Below are 18513 nucleotides of genomic sequence, written 5' to 3'. Positions count from 1 at the left end.
CATTGTGGCGACCGGCGGCCCGAATACGCACGAGGACCGGGTGTCCGAACCCGGCCTTGCGGGATCAGACGTCGTAGTACAGCTCGAACTCGCGCGGGTGCGGGCGCAGGCGGACGGAGTCGATCTCCTCCGTGCGCTTGTAGTCCACGTAGGTCTCGATGAGGTCGGGGGTGAAGACGCCGCCCTCGAGGAGGAACTCGTGGTCGGCCTCCAGGGCCTCCAGCGACGCGTCGAGCGAGGCCGGGACCTTCTGGATGGCGTTGGCCTCGGCCGGCGGGAGCTCGTAGAGGTCCTTGTCGACCGGCTCCGGCGGCTCGATCTTGTTCTTGATGCCGTCGATGCCGGCGAGCAGCAGCGCCGAGAACGCCAGGTAGGGGTTGGCCGACGGGTCGGGGACCCGGAACTCCAGGCGCTTGGCCTTGGGGTTGGAGCCGGTCAGCGGGATGCGGATGCACGCGGAGCGGTTGCGCTGCGAGTACACGAGGTTGATCGGGGCCTCGTAGCCGGGGACCAGGCGGTGGTAGGAGTTCACCGTCGGGTTGGTCAGGGCGAGCAGCGCCGGGGCGTGCTTGAGCAGACCGCCGATGTAGTAGCGGGCGAGGTCCGACAGCTGGGCGTAGCCGGACTCGTCGAAGAACAGCGGCGAGCCGTCCTTCCAGAGGCTCTGGTGGACGTGCATGCCGGAGCCGTTGTCACCGAAGACCGGCTTGGGCATGAACGTGACCGACTTGCCCGCGGAGTACGCCGTGTTCTTCACGATGTACTTGTAGAGCTGGACGTTGTCGGCGGTCTTCAGCAGCGTGCCGAACTTGAAGTCGATCTCCGCCTGGCCGGCCGTGCCGACCTCGTGGTGCTGGATCTCGACGTCGATGCCGGCGTCGATGAGGTTGCGCACCATGGTCGAGCGCAGGTCGCTGTAGTGGTCGACCGGCTCGACCGGGAAGTAGCCGCCCTTGTAGCGCGGGCGGTAGCCGAGGTTGGCGCCGTCCTTCTCGGTGCCCGTGTTCCAGGCGCCCTCGACGGAGTCGATGTAGTAGAAGCTCGCGTTTTCCTGCGTCTGGAAGCGGACGTCGTCGAAGATGTAGAACTCGGCCTCGGGGCCGAAGAACGCGGTGTCGGCGATGCCGGTGCTCTTGAGGAACGCCTCGGCCTTGCGCGCGATGTTGCGGGGGTCGCGGCTGTAGGACTCGCGGGTGAACGGGTCGTGGACGAAGAACGTCACGTTCAGCGTCTTGTGCTCGCGGAAGCGGTCCAGCACGGCCGAGGAGACGTCCGGCAGCAGCAGCATGTCGGACTCGTGGATGGCCTGGAAGCCGCGGATCGAGGAGCCGTCGAACATCAGGCCTTCGTCGAAGGTGCCCGCGTCGACGTGCTCGATGGGGAGCGTGAAGTGGTGCGTCGCCCCGAAAAGGTCCGTAAAGCGGACATCGAGGAACTTCACGTCCTCGTTGCGGGTGAAGGCCAAAAGCTCTTCGGCGCTGCTGAACAAGACTCAACCTCCGTGCAGGTGACGGAGACCACGTGGCCCGGTCTCCACATCGTCGCTGATGTCGCTCGGATACCCCGCCGCCTCCCGGCTACGCCCTCGACGCTAGGAGGGGGCGGTTTCGGACCCATGTCTCCAATGTTTCTTGCATGTTACGGAGCCCCGCGTTTCCCCTGCCTGAAGGGGATGAAACCCGTGTCGCGCGGGCACCGGATCGGGGCGCCCCGGGACGGCCGATACCGTGGGGGCCATGGCGAACACAGCAGGAGCGGACGACACCGCGTTCCAGTACCGGGGCAACCGGCTGGGGATGCCCGAGGAGGGCCCGGGGTCGGTCCCCGGGGTCGGCCGGCGGCTCGCCGCGATCGTACTGGACTGGCTGCTCTGCCTGGCCCTCGCCTACCTGATCACCGGCTCCACGCCGGGCGACCCTGCCGCCGCGAACGCGGTCTCCGGCCCCGCCCTCGCCGTCTTCGCCGTCTACACCATCGTGCTGCTGTCGCTCATCGGCACCACGGTGGGCAAGCGGTTGGTGGGCGTGGGCGTCGCGGCCACAGGGGAGCGCGCGCTGCCCTGGCCGGTGGCCATGGTGGTGCGCACCGTCCTGCTGTGCCTGGTGGTCCCCGCGGTGGTCTACGACCGCGACCAGCGGGGCCTGCACGACCGCTTCGCCGGCACCATCAGCCGCCGCTACTGACGCGCGGCCCCTGCGACGCGAACGGACCCCGCCGCTGTGCGGCGGGGCCCGTGATGGCGTCGTGGAACCGCGGCCGGGTCAGCCCTGGGCCTTCGGCCCCTTCGGCATCTTCACGCCGCGCGGGATCGGGCCCTTGGGCATCTGCATGGCCGGCGGCAGCGCCTTGAGGCGGTACCGGAGCTCGGCGACCTCGGCCTTGTCGAGGTTGCGGGGCAGCTTCAGCAGCTGCCGCTGGAGGTTGGCGATGGGCACCTGGTCGTCGCCGTTGCCCACCCGGAGGTCGTAGATGGGCGTGTTGTAGGCGACGCGCGACACGCGCTTCTTCTCGGCGGCGATCAGGCCCTTGAGGCGCCCGGGCTCGCCCTCGCCGACGAGGACCACACCGGGGCGGCCCACCGCGCGGTGCACGATGTCCATCTGCCGGTTGGCGGCCACGCCGGGCTCCACGCTCCAGTCGCCGCGCATGTTCTCCAGCACCGCCATGCCCGCGCCCAGCTGGCCGTCGAGCATCTTGTACTGGATCTGCTGCGCGGAGCGCGTGAAGAAGATGAACCCCGCCAGGAACGCCACCGGGATGCCCAAGGTCATCCAGTACAGCCAGCCGCCGGTGAGCAGCGCCCCCACCACGGACAGCGCGACCAGGGCGACGAAGATCGCCACGGCGATGGGGATACTGCGCGGGCTCTGCTTGTGGACGACCTTGGCGACCATGCCGACCTGCTTGAACCGGCCGGGCGGCTTCTCGGCGCCGCTCTTCCCCTTGGCGTCGGCGGCCTGGGGTGCCTGGGTGTCCTTGGGCTTCTTCGCCATAACCCAAGGATATGGGGCGCGGGGGACGAGACGTGAAACGGCGGCCGGTGGCCGCCGTTTCAGCTTGATTACTTTGTCCGGTTCGACCGGAGGGCCGGAGAGGTCCTGATCAGGCGCCGACCACCTGCGCGCGCTTGTCGAGCGCCTGCTGGTACAGGCGACCGGCGCGGTAGGAGGAGCGCACCAGCGGCCCCGACATGACCCCGGAGAAGCCGATCTCCTCGGCCTCGGCGGCGAGCTCGACGAACTCCTGGGGCTTGACCCAGCGGTCGATGGGGTGGTGCAGCTTGGACGGGCGCAGGTACTGGGTGATGGTCAGCAGGTCGCAGCCGGCCTCGTGGAGGTCGCGCATGGCCTGGCTGATCTCGTGGCGCTCCTCGCCCATGCCCAGGATCAGGTTGGACTTGGTGACGAGGCCGTCCTCGCGGGCCCGGGTGATGACATCGAGGGAGCGCTCGTAGCGGAACCCGGGGCGGATGCGCTTGAAGATCCGCGGCACGGTCTCGATGTTGTGCGCCAGCACCTCGGGGCGCGAGCCGAAGACCTCGGCGAGCTGGCCGGGGTCGGCGTTGAAGTCGGGGATGAGCAGCTCGACGCCGGTGCCGGGGTTGAGCTCGTGGATCTTGCGGACGGTCTCGGCGTAGAGCCAGGCGCCGCCGTCGTCGAGGTCGTCGCGCGCCACCCCGGTGACCGTGGCGTAGCGCAGCTCCATGGTCTTGACGGATTCGGCGACCTTGAGCGGCTCACGGCGGTCCAGAGCGGAGGGCTTGCCCGTGGCGATCTGGCAGAAGTCGCAGCGCCGCGTGCACTGGTCGCCGCCGATGAGGAACGTGGCCTCGCGGTCCTCCCAGCACTCGTAGATGTTGGGGCACCCGGCCTCTTGGCACACGGTGTGCAGGCCCTCGCGCTTGACCAGGGAGTGCAGCTCGGTGTACTCCGGCCCCATCTTCGCCTTGATCTTGATCCACGGCGGCTTCTTCTCGATGGGGGTCTGGCTGTTGCGCGCCTCGATCCGCAGCAGCTTGCGCCCTTCAGGAGCGATGGACAACGCGGGCCCTTCCTTTCCTCATCCCTTGTGGGGACGTCATGTGCGGCTGGTGGCTCGATGCTCTCAGGCGCCGACGAGCCCGGCGGGCTCGGGGACGGTATCGCGGTGGCTGTAGCGGGGGGCATCGAGCACCGCGGCCAGGTGCCGTTCGACCAGCGGCAGCACATCGGCCACCGTGATGTCGCGGCCGAGTTCACGGGTGAGCGAGGTGACGCCGGCGTCGCTGATCCCGCACGGGACGATGCGGTCGAACCACGACAGGTCGGGGTTGCAGTTGATCGCCAGCCCGTGCATGCCGACCCCACGGGCGATCCGGCAGCCGATGGCCGCGACCTTGCGCTCGATCAGGCCGCGCTCGGGATCGGCCGCCAGCCAGACGCCGGTGCGCCCCTCGACCCGCAGGCCGGTGAGCCCGAACTCCGCAATGGTGCGGATGATGGCCTCCTCGAGCATGCGGACGTAGGCGATGACGTCGATGGGGTCGGTGAGCCGGACGATCGGGTAGGCGGTCAGCTGCCCGGGCCCGTGCCAGGTGATCTTGCCGCCGCGGTCGATGTCGACGACCGGGGCGCCGGGATCGGCCAGCGGGCGGTCGCCCTTGCCGGTGCGCTTGCCCGCCGTGTACACGGGCTCGTGCTCAAGGAGCAGGACGGTGTCGGGAACACGGTCGGCCACCCGGTGCTCGTGCAGCCGCCTTTGCAGGTCCCATCCCTCGTGATAGGGGACGGGCGCGGCGCCGAGCCAGGCGAAGACGAGCTCACTCATACATCCCACCTTATGCCGTGCGGCGCCGGTCAGGCGATGTCGGATAGGGCACTGGGGATATCCGGGTGGCGGAAGGAATACCCCGCCTCCAGCAGCCGTTTGGGGACCACCCGCTGGTCGACCAGAGCGGCCTCGTCGGCGAACCCCCCCAGCGCCGCCCGCATCAGCACACCGGGCACCGCCAGCGGGGCCGGCCGGTGCACCGCCCGGGCCAGCGCCGCGGTGTAGTCGGCGTTGGTCACCGGCTCGGGGGCGGTGAGGTCGAAGGGGCCCGTCAGCTCCGGGCGCTCCAGCAGGAAGCGGATGGCGCCCACCTCGTCGGCCAGCGAGATCCAGCTCATGTACTGGCGGCCCGAGCCCAGGCGCGCGCCCAGCCCCAGCCGGAACAGCGGCAGGACCGCGCCGAGCAGGCCGCCCCGGCGCGCCAGGACCACACCGGAGCGCACGTGCGCCACCGAGATCCCGGCGTCGGAGGCGGGCGCCGTGGCGCCCTCCCAGTCGACCACCAGATCGGCGAGGAACCCCATGCCGCGCGGCGAGTCCTCATCGGTCACGGTGTGCCCGGTGTCGCCGTAGTAGCCCACGGCCGAGGCCGACACCAGCCGCCGCGGCGGCCGCGCCATCCCCGCCAGCGCGACGGCGAGGACACGGGTCCCCATGACCCGGCTCTCGCGGATCCGGTGCTTGTAGCGCGGGGTCCAGCGCGCCGGGCCCAGCGGGGCACCCGCCAGGTGCACGACCGCGTCGGTGCCCGCCAGCCGATCGGTGTCCACGCCCCCGCCGGCGGGGTCCCAGCGGACCTCGGCCAGGTCCCGCGGCGCGCGGCGGACCAGCCGCAGCACCTCGTGGCCGTCCTCGGTCAGTGAGCGGGACAGAGCGGTTCCGACCAGGCCCGATGCCCCCGTGATCGCGATGCGCATGCCCCTGTGCCTACCCCCGGGCCCCCGGGTCACGCGCCGACCGCGCCGTGACCGCCAGGCGACCGGTGCCGGTCCGGCTCGCGAAAAGTCGGCCCGATTGCGCCAAAAGGCTGCGCGAAAGCACCTCGGGGGCCTACCTTTCTGTATGGGACACGGGACTCCCTGTGACGAACAGGGGTCCTCGGGGGCGGCGCACGCGCCGTCCCCGGCCACAGACCTTTGGTGATGGGGATCACCAGGGGATGGTGAATGGTGGGGTAAGAGGCGGGGCGGCATCCGACCGGATGCCGCCCCGCTGCCGTTGCCGCCGCCCGATGGCCAGGCCAGGGCGGATCCGGATCAGGCCAGGCCGAGCTCTGCCTCGAACGCGCCCTCTTCCAGGCGCTCCCGCACGCTCTGGAGGAACCGCGCGGCGTCGGCGCTGTCGATCAGCCGGTGGTCGTGGGTGAGCGCCAGGTAGGCCATCGAGCGGACCGCGATGACCTCGCCCAGCTCGGGGTCGTCGACCACCACGGGCCGCTTCACGACCGCGCCGGTGCTCAGGATCGCCACCTGCGGCTGGTTGATGATCGGGGTCTCGAACAGCGCGCCGACCTGCCCGGTGTCGGTCAGCGTGAACGTGCCCCCGCTCAGCTCGTCGGGGGTGAGCCCGCCGGTGTGGGCGCGCTCGGTCAGGTCGGCGATCTTGCGCGCGAGCCCGCCGAGGTTGAGGTCCCCGGCGTCCTTGACGACCGGCACGAGCAGGCCGCGCTCGGTGTCGACCGAGACCCCGACGTTCTCGATGCTGTGGTAGGTCACCTCGTAGCTGGAGCTGTCGATGACGGCGTTCAGCTTGGGGTGGACCTTCAGCGCCTCGGTGGCCGCCAGCGCGAAGAACGGGAAGAACCCCAGCTCCACGCCCTCGCGGGCCTCGAAGTCGGCGGCGGCCTTGCCGCGCAGGCGCGCGATGTCGGTGACGTCGACCTCGATGACCTGAGTGAGGTCGGCCGAGATCCGCTGCGACTCCGCCATCTGGTCGGCGATCGACTGCCGCAGGCGCGACATCTGCTCGGTGCGGCCGCGCAGCTTGGTGTCGGCGACCACCGTGCGCGCCGCCCGGGCGGGGGCGGCAGCGGCGGCCGGAGCGGCGGCGGGCGCCTCGCGGCGGGCGCGGGCGGCCTCCTGCACGTCCTGCTTGCGGATGCGCCCGCCCACACCGGTGCCGCGCACCGTGCTCAGGTCGACGCCCTCCTCGGCGGCGAGCTTGCGCACCAGCGGGGTGACGTAGGCCTCGGTGACGGCGTCGGTCCCGCTGGAGCGGCCGGTGCCGCTCAGGGTCTCGACGTCGACGCGCGGCGTGGACTCCTCGCGGCTGGGGCGCGCCGCGGGCTCAGGGGCCGGGGCGGGAGCGGGGGCCTCGGCCTTCGCGGGCTCGGGCTCCGGGGCGGGCTCCGGCTCCGGCTCGGGGGCGGCGGCCTCGGGTTCGGGCTCCGGGGCGGCCTCCTCGGCGCTGGGCGCGCCCTCCTCGGCGGGGGCCTCGCCGGCCTCACCGATCACCGCGATCTCGGCGCCGACCTCGACCGTCTCGTCCTCGTCGACGAGGATCCGGGTCAGCACCCCCGCGACCGGCGACGGGATCTCGGTGTCGACCTTGTCGGTCGAGACTTCGAGCAGCGGCTCGTCGACCTCGACGGTGTCGCCCTGCTTCTTGAGCCACTGCGTGACGGTGCCCTCGGTGACGCTCTCACCCAGGGCGGGCATGGAAACGGAAGTCGGCATGGGTTCCTCTTAGATGGACGTGCGAGAACGCGACGAGAACGGGGCGGGCACCAGCCCGCCCCGTCGGTGCGTCAGTCGTGGACGTGCAGCGGCTTGCCCGCGAGGGCGAGGTGCGCCTCGCCCAGCGCTTCGGACTGGGTCGGGTGCGGGTGGATGAGCTGCGCGACCTCCGAGGGCAGCGCCTCCCAGTTGTAGATGAGCTGCCCCTCGGCGACGAGTTCGCCGACGCGGCTGCCCACCATGTGCACGCCCAGGACCGGGCCGTCCTTCTGCGCGATGACCTTCACGGCGCCCTGGGTCTGCAGGATCTGGCTCTTGCCGTTGCCGCCGAGGTTGTAGTTCATCTCGACGGTGTCGTAGCCCCGCTCCTTGGCGACGGCCGAGGTGATGCCCACCGAGGCGACCTCGGGCTCGGAGTAGGTCACGCGCGGCACACCGTCGTAGTCGATCGCCGGCGGGTTGAGGCCCGCGATGCGCTCGGCCACGAAGATGCCCTCGGCGAAGCCCACGTGCGCGAGCTGGAGGGTGGGGATGAGGTCGCCCACGGCGTAGATGTTGCCGACGCCGGTGTGCAGGTTCTCGTCGACCTGGACGAACCCGCGGTCCAGGCGGATCCCCGCCTCCTCGTAGCCCAGCCCCTCCGAGACCGGGCCGCGGCCGATGGCCACGAGCAGGACCTCGGCCTCCAGCGTCTTGCCGCCCTTGAGGGTGACGTTGACGCCGGAGTCGGTGGTCTTGACGCTCTCGAACGGGGTGCCCAGCTCGTACTTGATGCCCCGCTTGCGGAACGCGCGCTCCAGCAGCTTGGAGCTGGACTCCTCCTCGACCGGTACCAGGTGCGGCAGCGCCTCGACGATGGTGACCTCGGCGCCGTAGGACCGCCACACGCTGGCGAACTCCACGCCGATGACGCCGCCGCCCAGGACCACCACGGACTCCGGCACGCGGTTCATCCGCAGGGCCTCGTTGCTGGTGATGACCTTGTCGCCGTCGATCTCCAGGCCCAGTGTCTTGGGCTTGGAGCCGGTGGCCAGCAGGATGTTGGTGCCCTTGTAGGCGGTGCCGTCGACGGTGACCTCGTCGGCCCCCGTGAGCTTGCCCTCGCCCTCGATGACGGTGATCTTGCGGGACTTGATCAGGCCCGTCAGCCCGCGGTGCAGGCCGGTGATCACCTTGTCCTTGTACTTGTGGACGCCGTCGATGTCGATGCCCTCGAAGGACGCCTTGACACCGAAGGTCTCGCTGTCCTTGGCGGCGTCGGCGACCTCGGCGGAGTGCAGCAGCGCCTTGGTGGGGATGCAGCCGTAGTGCAGGCAGGTGCCGCCCAGCTTGTCTTTCTCGATCAGGGCGACGCTCATGTCCAGCTCGGCCGCGCGCAGCGCCGCCGCGTAGCCGCCGCTGCCGCCGCCCAGGACGATGAGGTCGAAGGTGCCGCCGCTCTCGCTCACGGAAGGACACTCCTTGCTGTGGATGTTGGTGTGCGTCTGGTTGTCTCGAGGGTTCCGACCGCGCCGGGCCCGAGCGCGTGTCCCGCGCGGGCCCGGCGCCGGTCAGCCCCGGTCATTGGAGTGGGCTTCGGCGATCCGCACCAGCGTGCGGGCGCCCGCCCCGGTCCCGCCCTTGGGGGTGTAGCCGTAGGGGCCGCCCTCATTGAACGCGGGGCCTGCGATGTCAAGGTGGGCCCAGTCGACGCCGTCGGCGATGAACTCCTTGAGGAACACGCCCGCGCTGAGCATGCCGCCCCAGCGCTCCCCGGCGACGTTGGCGATGTCGGCGACCGCGGAGTCCAGGCCCTTGCGCAGCTCAGCGGGGAGCGGCATGGGCCAGGCGGACTCGCCTGCGGCAGCGGCGGCGTCGGTGACGCTCTCGCGGACGGAGTCGCCGTTGGCCATGACGGCGAAGACCCGGTTGCCCAGGGCGACCTTCTGCGCGCCCGTGAGGGTGGCGATGTCGACGATGAGGTCGGGCTCGTCCTCGTGGGCGCGCACCAGGGCGTCGGCCATGACGAGCCGGCCCTCGGCGTCGGTGTTGAGGACCTCGACGGTCCGGCCGCCGTAGACGGTCAGGACATCAGAGGGCCGCTGCGCGGTGCCGCTGGGCATGTTCTCGGCGATCGCCAGGTAGCCGATCACGTTCACCGCGGGCTTCAGCACGGCGATGGCCTGCAACGCCGCGAGGACCGCGGCGGCACCGCCCATGTCGGACTTCATGGCGTCCATGCCGGCGGCGGGCTTCAGGGACAGGCCGCCGGAGTCGAACGTGATGCCCTTGCCCACGAACACCACGGTGGAGGTGGCGTCGGGGTGGGTGTAGCCCAGGCGCACCAGGCGCGGGGCGTTGGACGAGCCCTGGCCGACACCGAGGATGCCGCCGTAGCCGCCTTCGGCGAGCGCGTGCTCGTCGAGGGTCTCGATGCTCAGGCCGTTCTCGCGGGCGACCTCCTCGGCGATGCCGGCGAGGTCTTCGGGGACCAGGTCGGCGGGGGAGGTGTTGACGAGGTCGCGGGCCAGGCCGACCGACCCGGCCAGGACCTCGGCGCGCTCGACCTCGGCGGCGGCGGAGCCGGCCGCGCTCACGACGAGCAGCCGCTCCAGGGGCTCGTCGGGCCCGGTGTCGGTGCGGTAGCGGGTGAAGGAGTAGTCGCCCAGCAGGGCGCCCAGGGCCACGGCCCCGGCCTCGCCGGGGCCCGAGGCGGGCAGCGCCAGTGCGACGGCGGCCTGGCCGCTGCGCGCACGCAGCGCGGAACCGGCCGCGCGGGAGAGGGTCTCGGAATCGAGCGCGTCGCCGTCGGCGGGGGCCGGCCCGAGGCCGACCGCGATCACGACGGGTGCGGTGACGGCACCGAGTGAGGGAACGCTGTACACCTCCTCGGCGGCGCCGCTCGCTCCCAAGAGCGACAGTGTCTTGCCGAGGCCGCCGCTGAAAGCGGCATCGACTTCGTGAGCGCCCGACGCGGGCTCCGGGCCATCGGCCCCGGAGTGGTAGCCGACGACTACCGCGTCGACGTCGAGCGAAGAGGGGGATTCCGTAATGACTGACAACGACGTGCTCACGAACCCGATGCTAGTCCTTATGACGTGCCGCCGGGCACGTGGCATGCGCCGTACCCCGGGGTCACACCGGGGCTGGGTGAAATGTCCTGACCGCGAAGAACGTCGCTTATTTGCGGGATGGGCGGTAGGGGAGGCGGGGAGGGGTGTGTGATCACCGGGGCGCCCTCACCTGCCCGTTCGCCGGTACAGGCGGGGGTGTGGGGCCGCGGTTAGCCGATTCGCTGTGGGCCGCGAACGCCCCGCTGGCCGGGAACGGCCGCGAGTTCCCGCGCGGTCCGGGCGGATGCGGGCCGCGCGGTGGTGAGCTGATGGGCCGTGTGAAGAAATGTGATGATCCTGACACGATCGTCCGATTCGGAGCCATGGCGTCCGCTCTGTGAGCGCCGCCCAACAGTACGAACAACCCGCCTTACGCCCTGGCAGCGAAGCTACCTCAGCGGCGGGCCAACAAGAAGTTGCAACAACCCACCCTCCGGCCCGGTAACATCCCAGCCCAACAAGCCTGCGCCCCGCGGACGCGGGGATGGACCCGGATGCCGCATCGCACCACTACGCAACGAACATTGCTCCCCGCACGTGCGGGGATGGGCGTGATACTCAGGCCGTCAAGGCCGCGAGGATCACCAGCGGCGTCGTAGTGGCGGTCTCGCAAAGGGCTCCCAAGACGTCGCCCGTAATACCTCCCAGTCGGCGTTTTGCGTGCCAGCGCAGGGCCGTCGCCGCGAGTTGTCCCCCGGCCACCGCCGCCACGCACGACAGGGCAAAGGCAGCGCTATGGGGCAGCCCCGTCAGCCCGGCGAGCAGAGCGACCGCGCCCGTTGTCGTGATCGCCGCCCCAACCGGCACGCTCCCCACCACCAATGCCCCCAGGCCCTCCTCCCTGGCCGGTCGGGTCCTGGGAGTGCAGGACCAGGTGATCGCCAAGCGGCCCGACATCGTCGCCACTACGACCGCACCCACCGCGGCCACCGACGAGGTCGCCGCGATGTCGCCCAAGGCCAGCACCTGCACCAGCAGCACCATCACCAGGGTGACAACGCCGAAGGGGCCGATGTCGGACCTCTTCATGATGTCCAGTGCCTCGCCCGCCGGGCGGGCGCTGCCCAAGCCGTCGGCGAGATCGGCCAGACCGTCCAGGTGGAGGCCGCGGGTGAGCAGCGCCAGCGCGCCGATCGCCAGCGCCGCCCCCAGGAGGGGGGACATCGACGTCAGCCCTGCGAGGAACAGCACCGCGCCCGCCACCGCGCCCAGGAGCAGCCCCGCTGCCGGGGACAGCGTCATCGCCCAGCCCGCCGCCGTGCGGTTGACGCGTTGCACCCGAACGGGGAACACGGTGAGCGTCCCCAGCGCCAGCCGCCCGCCATCGGCAGCATCGCGCGCTGACCAGGCCCAGCGGATCCGTCCCAGCGACCCCCATCGCCCCCACCGCCCCCCCGACCCCGTGCCGGGCTCGGTCACGGGAGGTCCACGATGCGCCCCGCCGCTGCCAGCAGGACCTGTTCCGATTCCGCGGCGAGGAGCTGGTTCAGCCGGCCCAGACGGTCGCGGAAGAGGTTCCCGCTCGCCGTTGCCGGGACGACCCCCGAGCCCACCTCATTTGTGACGGCGACGAGGAGGGCCGGGCACTGACGCCAGGCGTCGATCAGCTCGGCCTCGCGCGCCGCCAGGGTCTCCAGGGAGTCGGCGGGCGGGTCGTCCGACCACAGGCCGCAGGCGTCCATCACCCCGGCCAGCCAGGTGCCGACGCAGTCGAAGAGCACCGCGCCCGTCGCGTCCCGCAGGACCGCCGCGGCGTCCAGGGTCTCCTGGGTCTTCCACCACGTGGGGCGGCGCGAGCGGTGGGCCGCGACGCGCTCGGCCCAGGCGTGGTCGTCGCCCGGCTGCGGCCCCGTGGCCAGGTAGGTGACCTCGGGCTCGGCGAGGAGCCGCAGCTCCGCCTCCGCCGACTTGCCGGAGCGGGCGCCGCCGGTGATCAGCACCCGGTGCGGCCCGCCCACGCGGTCGGGCGGCCAGGCCGCCGGCGGGCACGACAGCTCGTGGCCGTCGGAGGGCGCGGACGCCCCCCACAGGCGGGCCCGGCGGTCGAACTCGGCGGGGGAGCGCACCCGGTGGTCGCCGCCGACCGCCACGACCACCGTCGTCCTGCCGACCACGCCCGCCCGGCGCAGCGCCCCGATGGCCTCTGGGGCCTCGACCACATCCACGATCACGACGTCCACCTGCTGCGACGGGAACGGCTCCCCCTCCGGGGAGCCGCCGGCCGGAGGGTCGGCGGGGGCTTCGGAGCATGCGTAGAGGAGGCGTCCGCCATCCGGACCGTCCACCCGGGTGCCGTACGGCGTGGCGGTGACGGTGTAGCCGTCGGGTGCCGGGGGCGCCGTGTCGCGCGCGCCCGGTTCTCGGAGGGTGAACGCCTGGTCCACCGTGAGGCGCACCGGTAACCGCCGGTTCTCGACCGCCCGGTTGCACGACGCGCATCGACAGCGGGGCGCGGGCCATCCAGCGGGGCCGGAGGTGCCCGAGAGTCGGATTCGCACGTTGGCCAGTTAACAGCATGTCGAAGGGCGGCGCGGCTAGGCTCTGCTGGGATGACCGGCCGTGCGGGACGGCGGGCCCAGGAGAAAGGTGACCCATGGCGTGGAGCTGGCGGTACGAGGCGGCCGATGGACGGGTGCTCGAAGACAGTGCGCTGCCCGGTGAGCTGTTCTCTTCCCGGGGCGACGCGGAGAGCTGGCTCGGCGAGAGCTGGCGCAGCCTCACCGATGCGGGTGCGTCGCAGGTCACGCTGCTCGAGGACGAGCGGCCGGTCTACTCGATGAGCCTCGCCGAGCCCACCGAGCCCGCCTGAGAACGGGCCGCCCGGCGGCCCTTCCGCACCCGTTTCCGCGCCGCCGGACCCGTGCGCGCACCGATTCCGGGCCGTGCGGCGGAGGTGGCGGGCACAGGGGTCGGGTCTCGGGCGCCTGCGGGGATATCGCCGCCGGTTCGGAAATCGAATCGAAACCTGCGGTACCGCTCGGCGACCGAGTCGCACCGCCTCATGGGCCCCGGTGCGCGAGGGCCCCGGCGGAGCGTCCGGCCGAGAAGCAAGTGGCGGGGCCGCCCATCCGGGCGGCCCCGCCACTGCGCTCCGTACTCCCTGGTTCCCCGTTCCCGTTTCCCAGCGGCCTACGGCCCTACTCCCCGCGCCCCTACGGCCGGGTTTCCGGGCTCACCGTGAGGGCCGGGTCGGTGATGATCTTGTCGCCCAGGACGCCGTCGATCCGGCTCAGCAGCTCCGCGTCGAGCTTCACGCCCGCGGCGCGGACGTTGCCGCGCACCTGCTCCGGGCGCGAGGCGCCGATGATGGCCGTGGAGACGTTGGGGTTCTGGAGGACCCACGCGATCGCCAGCTGGGCGAGGTCGAGCCCGGCCTCCTCGGCGATCGGGCGCAGTTCCTGCACGCGCTGCAAGAGGACCTCGTCCTCGGCCCAGCGCTGGATGAACCGGGCGCCGCTCTTCTCGTCGGTGGCCCGCGACCCCTCGGGCGGGGCCTGGCCCGGCAGGTACTTGCCGGTGAGGACGCCCTGCTCGACGGGCGACCACACGATCTGGCCCAGCCCTTCGCGCTCGGAGACGGGCACGACCTCCGACTCGATGACCCGCCACATCATGTTGTACCGCGGCTGGTTGGAGATGAGCCGGGTCAGCCCGAGCTCCGTGGCGATCCGCTGCGCGTTCTCGATCTCCTCGGCGCGCCACTCCGATACGCCGATGTAGAGGACCTTGCCCTGGCGGACGAGGTCGTCGAACGCCCGCATGGTCTCCTCCAGCGGGGTCGCATAGTCGTAGCGGTGGGCCTGGTACAGGTCGAGGTAGTCGGTGCCCAGGCGGCGGAGCGAGTTCTCCACCCCGCGGACGATGTGCTTGCGGGACAGGCCGCGGTCGTTCTTGCCGGGGCCGACCGGCCAGAACACCTTGGAGAAGATCTCCAGTCCGTCGCGGCGCTCGCCCTTGAGCGCGCGGCCCAGGACCTCTTCGGCCGCGCCTTGGGCGTAGGCGTCGGCGGTGTCGAAGGTGGTGATGCCCTCGTCGAGCGCGGCGCGCACGCACGCGACGGCCGCGTCCTCCTCGACCTGCGAGCCGTGGGTGATCCAGTTGCCGTAGGAGATTTCGCTGACGACGAGGCCGCTGCTGCCAAGATGACGGAATTCCATGGTCCGCACCTTAACTCCGTGTCCGTTGCGGCCCCGCGGCGGCGGGCCGGGTGACGGCCCGCCTGGGTCAGGCGCCGGGCGTGGGGACGGGGTCGCCCACCTTGACGCGCGGCTTGGGCAGCCGCAGCCGGCGGATCTGCAACTGGCGCATCGCCGCGTACATGCCCACGCCGCGGAGGGTGTCGTCGCCGGGGAACAGCTTGCGGGCTTCCTTCTTGATGCGGTTGCCGATGTAGAGGCCCTCGGCGACGATCGTGACCATCATCAGCGGCCAGATCACATAGGTGACGCCGAGCTGGAACTCGGGGAACGGCAGGAACAGCAGCACGATGATGGCCAGCGAGAAGTAGAGGAAGAACTCGCTGACGCTGCGCCGGGAGTCGACGACGTCGCGCGCATAGGCGCGCAGCGGGCCGTGGTCCTGGGGCCGGAAGTAGCGCTCCTCACCGCGGGCGGCGCCGCCGCGCTGGGCCGACCGCGTGGCTTCGCGCGCCTGGCGCTCGCGGTACTGCTTGTACGCCTCTTTACGGGTTTGGGGCGCATTGAGGGGGCGACGCAGGGTCTTTTCTGCCTCGCTGCGCTTTGGGGTCGGCGCACCTTTTTTCGGGGTATATCCCTTAGGTTGGGTGGCCTCAGTAGCCTCAGTACTGGCAGAGCCGGTCACGGCCGGCTCTTCGGATGCGGAAGCGGAGCGACGTCGGAACACAGCCCCCAGGGTAGCCGGTCCGAGCTTCATGGCGACCGCTCGCCAGAGCGCGTAGGGTTGGATGCAGCGCCCGCCGGGAACAGCCGATGTACGGACCGAGAAGGGGACGGCCACGCCGATGAGCGTGTTTCAGCGACTTTCCATGATCTTCAAGTCCAAGGCCAACAAGGCCCTGGACTCCGTCGAGGACCCCCGCGAGACCCTCGACTACTCTTATCAGAGGCAGCTGGAACTCTTGCAGAAGGTCCGGCGCGGGGTGGCCGACGTCGCCACGTCGCGCAAGCGGGTCGAGTTGCAGGTCCAGCAGCTCGAACAGCAGTCCGGCAAGCTCGAGAACCAGAGCCGCGCGGCGCTCGGCCAGGGCCGTGAAGACCTCGCGCGCGAGGCGCTCACCCGCCGCTCGGGGCTCCAGCAGCAGATCGAGTCCCTCAAGCAGCAGCACGAGCAGTTGCAGGGCGAGGAGCAGAAGCTCACCCTGGCCGCGCAGCGCCTCCAGGCCAAGGTCGACGCGTTCCGCACGCGCAAGGAGACCATCAAGGCCACCTACACCGCGGCGCAGGCCCAGACCCAGATCAGCGAGGCGTTCTCCGGCATCTCCGAGGAGATGGGCGACGTCGGCATGGCCGTGCAGCGCGCCGAGGACAAGACCGCCGAGATGCAGGCCCGCGCCGGCGCCGTCGACGAACTCCTCGCCTCGGGTGCGCTCGACGACGTCACCGGCACCTCCAAGGACGACATCCAGGCCGAGCTCGACCGCATGGCCAGCACCAGCGGCGTCGAACTCGAACTGGAGCGGATGAAGCAGGAGCTCGGCACCGGCGGCAACGGTGGCGGCTCCGCCCCCCAGATCGAAGGCGGAAACGGCCAGGCGTCGGGCAACGGCAACCAGGTGCAGCCCTACCGCCAGGGGGAGGGCGCATGATCGTCCGCATCATGGGCGAGGGGCAACTCGACCTCTCCGACGCCGACCTTGACCTGCTCAACGGGTTCGACCACACCCTGGAGCAGGCGATCGCCCTCGGCAACGAGGACGAGTTCCGGCAGGCGCTGACCGACCTGCTGGCCAAGGTCCGCGAGGACGGCAAGCCGGTGCCCGCCGACTCGCTGGCGCCGTCGCAGTTCATCCTGCCGCCCGCTGATGCGTCCATGGACGAGGTCCGGGCCATGCTCGGCGACGAAGGGCTCATCCCCGACCCCACCTGAGCGTCCCACGGCCTCCCGGTATTCGGCTGCTGCGCCTGCGGCCGCCCGGCACACGACGTGCCGCGGCGGCCGCACGCGTATCCGCACCTTGCCCCTTGCTCCTTGTTGCCTGTTCCCTGTTCGTTCCCCGTTCGCTCCGGCCGCCGCCGGGTCGGCCGACTCACAACCGGGCCTAACGGAATTCACGCCCCGCGTGGCTAGACTGCGATCAAGGCCGGGGCGGCGGGAGCCGCCGGGCCGGCACGGATGCACCCGGTGAAAGGCCGCCGCTGTGGCAGGATCCAAGTTCATTCCCGACCGCGGGCTGACCACCCGCATGGTCCTGACGATGTCTCTGCTGGGCATCCTGTACGTGGCGTTCATCATCGCTCTGGTGCTGGTCGGCCTGAACATCTGGCTCGTCGTGGCGATCGTCGTCGGCTTCGGGCTCTTCCAGTACTTCTCCTCCGACAAGATCGCGATGTTTTCCATGGGCGCCCGCGAGGTCTCGCCCGAACAGGCCCCCGAGCTGCACGCCGTCGTCGACCGGCTGTGCGCCATGGCCGACATGCCCAAGCCCAAGGTCGCCATCGCCCGGACCGATGTGCCCAACGCCTTCGCCACCGGCCACAACAGCAAGACCGCGGTCGTGTGCGTGACCACCGGCATCATGCGCCGCCTGGAAACCGCCGAACTGGAGGCGGTGCTCGCCCACGAGCTGTCGCACGTCGCCCACCGCGACGTCATGGTCATGACCATCGCCGGGTTCCTCGGCATCGTCGCCGGCTTCCTCACCCAGATGGGCCTGCGGTTCGCGCTGTTCTCCGGCGGCGGGCGGGGTCGGGGCCAGAACAACCCGGCGATCGTGGCGCTGGCCGTGGTGGCGGTGAGCGCGATCGTGTGGGCGCTCAGCTTCCTGCTCACCCGCGTCCTCTCGCGCTACCGCGAGCTTTCCGCCGACCGCGCCGCCGCCTACCTCACCGGCCGCCCCTCCGCCCTGGGCAGCGCGCTCACCAGGATCACCGGCGACATGGCCCGCATCCCAACGGACGACCTGCGCAAGGCCGAGCCGTTCAACGCGTTCTTCTTCACCCCGGCGGCCGCCCCGAAGGGGTTCAGCCTCAGCACCCTCTTCGCCACCCACCCGCCGATCGAGCAGCGCCTCTCCCAGCTCGCCGACATCTCCCGGCAGCTCGGCACCGGGGCCTGAGGAGCGCGCGGTCCCTGTTCGCCCGACCCCGAAAGGCACGACCAGCGCCATGAGTTTCCTCCGGGCCCTGCTGGGCCGCTCCAAGCCCGCGAAGCCCGACCTCGACGCCCTCTTCGGGCTGCCGTCGGCGGCCGTCACCCTCCAGGCCACGGCGGGCTTCCAGCCCACCGGGACCGGGTCGGTGGCCTTCCGCGCCAGCGAGGGGCAGGCGTTCGCCACCCTGGAGCGCGACATCACCGACCTGCTCAACGCCGACAACGGCCCCGCGGTCGAGCCCGTCGCCGACGACTACGGCTACACCTGGCTGGTCCTGCGCTCGCCCGAAGGCCAGGAGTCCGACGTCTCCTCCCTGGTCACCGACATCCACGCGGTGAACTCCTCACTGGAGAGCGCAGGCTACGGCCCCTCGCTGCTGTGCTCCCTGGTCACCTTCGCCGACCCCAAGGGACGCCGGGTCGCCCTGGTCTACCTCTACAAGCGCGGCACCTTCTACCCGTTCGCCCCACTGGGCGGGCAGCGCCGCGACAACGCCCTCGAACTTCAGACCGAGGCGGCCATCGGCAACGACCTCGCCGTGGAGAAGGACAAGGCCCGCTGGTTCCCGGTTTACGGGGCGCCCGGGCTCTGACGCACATCCGGCGCCCCGGCCTCTGACGCATATGCGCGGTGACCCGCGGTGACG

Annotated in this window: 18 protein-coding genes; 6 read left to right on the top strand and 12 right to left on the bottom strand. The window is 71.2% G+C overall.

Annotated elements, in window-relative coordinates; genetic code table 11:
- Positions 1-64 precede the first annotated feature (64 nt).
- Positions 65-1489 (bottom strand): type I glutamate--ammonia ligase, encoded by a 1425-nt coding sequence (gene glnA / locus ACFOVU_RS22815; protein WP_378536869.1) that lies wholly within the window; start codon positions 1487-1489, stop codon positions 65-67.
- Between the two features lie 247 nt (positions 1490-1736).
- Here glnA and ACFOVU_RS22810 point away from each other — a divergent pair, with 247 nt between their 5' ends.
- On the top strand, positions 1737-2183 hold the full coding sequence (locus ACFOVU_RS22810; RefSeq protein ID WP_378536868.1) for an RDD family protein: 447 nt from the start codon (positions 1737-1739) through the stop codon (positions 2181-2183).
- A gap of 78 nt (positions 2184-2261) precedes the next feature.
- Here ACFOVU_RS22810 and ACFOVU_RS22805 read toward each other — a convergent pair whose 3' ends face one another.
- The 9 genes from ACFOVU_RS22805 to ACFOVU_RS22765 all read right to left on the bottom strand — a co-directional run bounded on the left by ACFOVU_RS22805 (position 2262) and on the right by ACFOVU_RS22765 (position 12972).
- Positions 2262-2993 (bottom strand): DUF4191 domain-containing protein, encoded by a 732-nt coding sequence (locus ACFOVU_RS22805; RefSeq protein WP_378536866.1) that lies wholly within the window; start codon positions 2991-2993, stop codon positions 2262-2264.
- 109 nt (positions 2994-3102) lie between these two features.
- Complete coding sequence (gene lipA, locus ACFOVU_RS22800) at positions 3103-4041, bottom strand: lipoyl synthase (RefSeq protein ID WP_378536865.1); 939 nt, start codon at positions 4039-4041, stop codon at positions 3103-3105.
- Between the two features lie 63 nt (positions 4042-4104).
- Complete coding sequence (lipB, locus tag ACFOVU_RS22795) at positions 4105-4806, bottom strand: lipoyl(octanoyl) transferase LipB (RefSeq protein WP_378536863.1); 702 nt, start codon at positions 4804-4806, stop codon at positions 4105-4107.
- A 29-nt stretch (positions 4807-4835) separates the two neighbouring features.
- Positions 4836-5726 carry a TIGR01777 family oxidoreductase gene (locus tag ACFOVU_RS22790; protein WP_378536861.1) on the bottom strand — a complete coding sequence of 297 codons (891 nt, stop codon included), beginning with the start codon at positions 5724-5726 and terminating at the stop codon, positions 4836-4838.
- Positions 5727-6065: 339 nt separating this feature from the next.
- Positions 6066-7484, bottom strand: coding sequence for a 2-oxoglutarate dehydrogenase, E2 component, dihydrolipoamide succinyltransferase (gene sucB / locus ACFOVU_RS22785; RefSeq protein ID WP_378536860.1), 1419 nt, complete (start codon positions 7482-7484; stop codon positions 6066-6068).
- A 71-nt stretch (positions 7485-7555) separates the two neighbouring features.
- Entirely contained in the window at positions 7556-8932 is a 1377-nt protein-coding gene (lpdA, locus tag ACFOVU_RS22780; RefSeq protein ID WP_378536858.1) for a dihydrolipoyl dehydrogenase, read from the bottom strand.
- Positions 8933-9034: 102 nt separating this feature from the next.
- The gene (locus ACFOVU_RS22775) at positions 9035-10537 is read right to left on the bottom strand and encodes a leucyl aminopeptidase (RefSeq protein WP_378536856.1); all 1503 of its coding nucleotides are present in this window, start codon (positions 10535-10537) and stop codon (positions 9035-9037) included.
- A gap of 597 nt (positions 10538-11134) precedes the next feature.
- Complete coding sequence (locus ACFOVU_RS22770; protein WP_378536854.1) at positions 11135-11995, bottom strand: adenosylcobinamide-GDP ribazoletransferase; 861 nt, start codon at positions 11993-11995, stop codon at positions 11135-11137.
- A complete protein-coding gene (locus tag ACFOVU_RS22765) occupies positions 11992-12972 on the bottom strand; it encodes a bifunctional adenosylcobinamide kinase/adenosylcobinamide-phosphate guanylyltransferase (RefSeq protein WP_378536852.1) in 981 nt (326 codons plus the stop codon). The genes ACFOVU_RS22770 and ACFOVU_RS22765 overlap by 4 nt, the downstream gene beginning before the upstream one ends.
- A 197-nt stretch (positions 12973-13169) precedes the next feature.
- Between ACFOVU_RS22765 and ACFOVU_RS22760 the strand changes: the two genes are divergently transcribed.
- Positions 13170-13385: a hypothetical protein gene (locus tag ACFOVU_RS22760; protein WP_378536851.1), complete on the top strand. Its 216-nt coding sequence runs from the start codon at positions 13170-13172 to the stop codon at positions 13383-13385.
- A gap of 343 nt (positions 13386-13728) precedes the next feature.
- On the opposite strand, the gene ACFOVU_RS22755 is transcribed toward ACFOVU_RS22760, so the two are convergent.
- Together ACFOVU_RS22755 and ACFOVU_RS22750 are read right to left on the bottom strand one after the other, a co-directional pair.
- On the bottom strand, positions 13729-14733 hold the full coding sequence (locus tag ACFOVU_RS22755; RefSeq protein ID WP_378536849.1) for an aldo/keto reductase family protein: 1005 nt from the start codon (positions 14731-14733) through the stop codon (positions 13729-13731).
- 67 nt (positions 14734-14800) lie between these two features.
- Positions 14801-15397, bottom strand: a complete 597-nt coding sequence (locus ACFOVU_RS22750; protein ID WP_378536847.1) for a DUF3043 domain-containing protein — start codon at positions 15395-15397, stop codon at positions 14801-14803.
- 160 nt (positions 15398-15557) lie between these two features.
- Here ACFOVU_RS22750 and ACFOVU_RS22745 point away from each other — a divergent pair, with 160 nt between their 5' ends.
- The 4 genes from ACFOVU_RS22745 (at position 15558) to pspAB (ending at position 18459) form a co-directional block, all read left to right on the top strand.
- Positions 15558-16361, top strand: a complete 804-nt coding sequence (locus ACFOVU_RS22745) for a PspA/IM30 family protein (protein WP_378536845.1) — start codon at positions 15558-15560, stop codon at positions 16359-16361.
- Positions 16358-16642, top strand: a complete 285-nt coding sequence (pspAA, locus tag ACFOVU_RS22740; RefSeq protein WP_378536843.1) for a PspA-associated protein PspAA — start codon at positions 16358-16360, stop codon at positions 16640-16642. The genes ACFOVU_RS22745 and pspAA overlap by 4 nt, the downstream gene beginning before the upstream one ends.
- Positions 16643-16913: 271 nt before the next feature.
- Positions 16914-17831 carry a zinc metalloprotease HtpX gene (gene htpX, locus ACFOVU_RS22735; protein WP_378536842.1) on the top strand — a complete coding sequence of 306 codons (918 nt, stop codon included), beginning with the start codon at positions 16914-16916 and terminating at the stop codon, positions 17829-17831.
- A 49-nt stretch (positions 17832-17880) separates the two neighbouring features.
- Positions 17881-18459 carry a PspA-associated protein PspAB gene (gene pspAB / locus ACFOVU_RS22730; RefSeq protein WP_378536841.1) on the top strand — a complete coding sequence of 193 codons (579 nt, stop codon included), beginning with the start codon at positions 17881-17883 and terminating at the stop codon, positions 18457-18459.
- Positions 18460-18513: the final 54 nt, after the last annotated feature.

Origin of the sequence: Nocardiopsis sediminis (assembly GCF_042650565.1) — a bacterium.
GTDB classification, from domain to species: domain Bacteria; phylum Actinomycetota; class Actinomycetes; order Streptosporangiales; family Streptosporangiaceae; genus Nocardiopsis_B; species Nocardiopsis_B sediminis.
The sequence above is the reverse complement of the archived record's forward strand: the minus strand, read 5'-3'. Positions and strand labels throughout refer to the sequence as shown.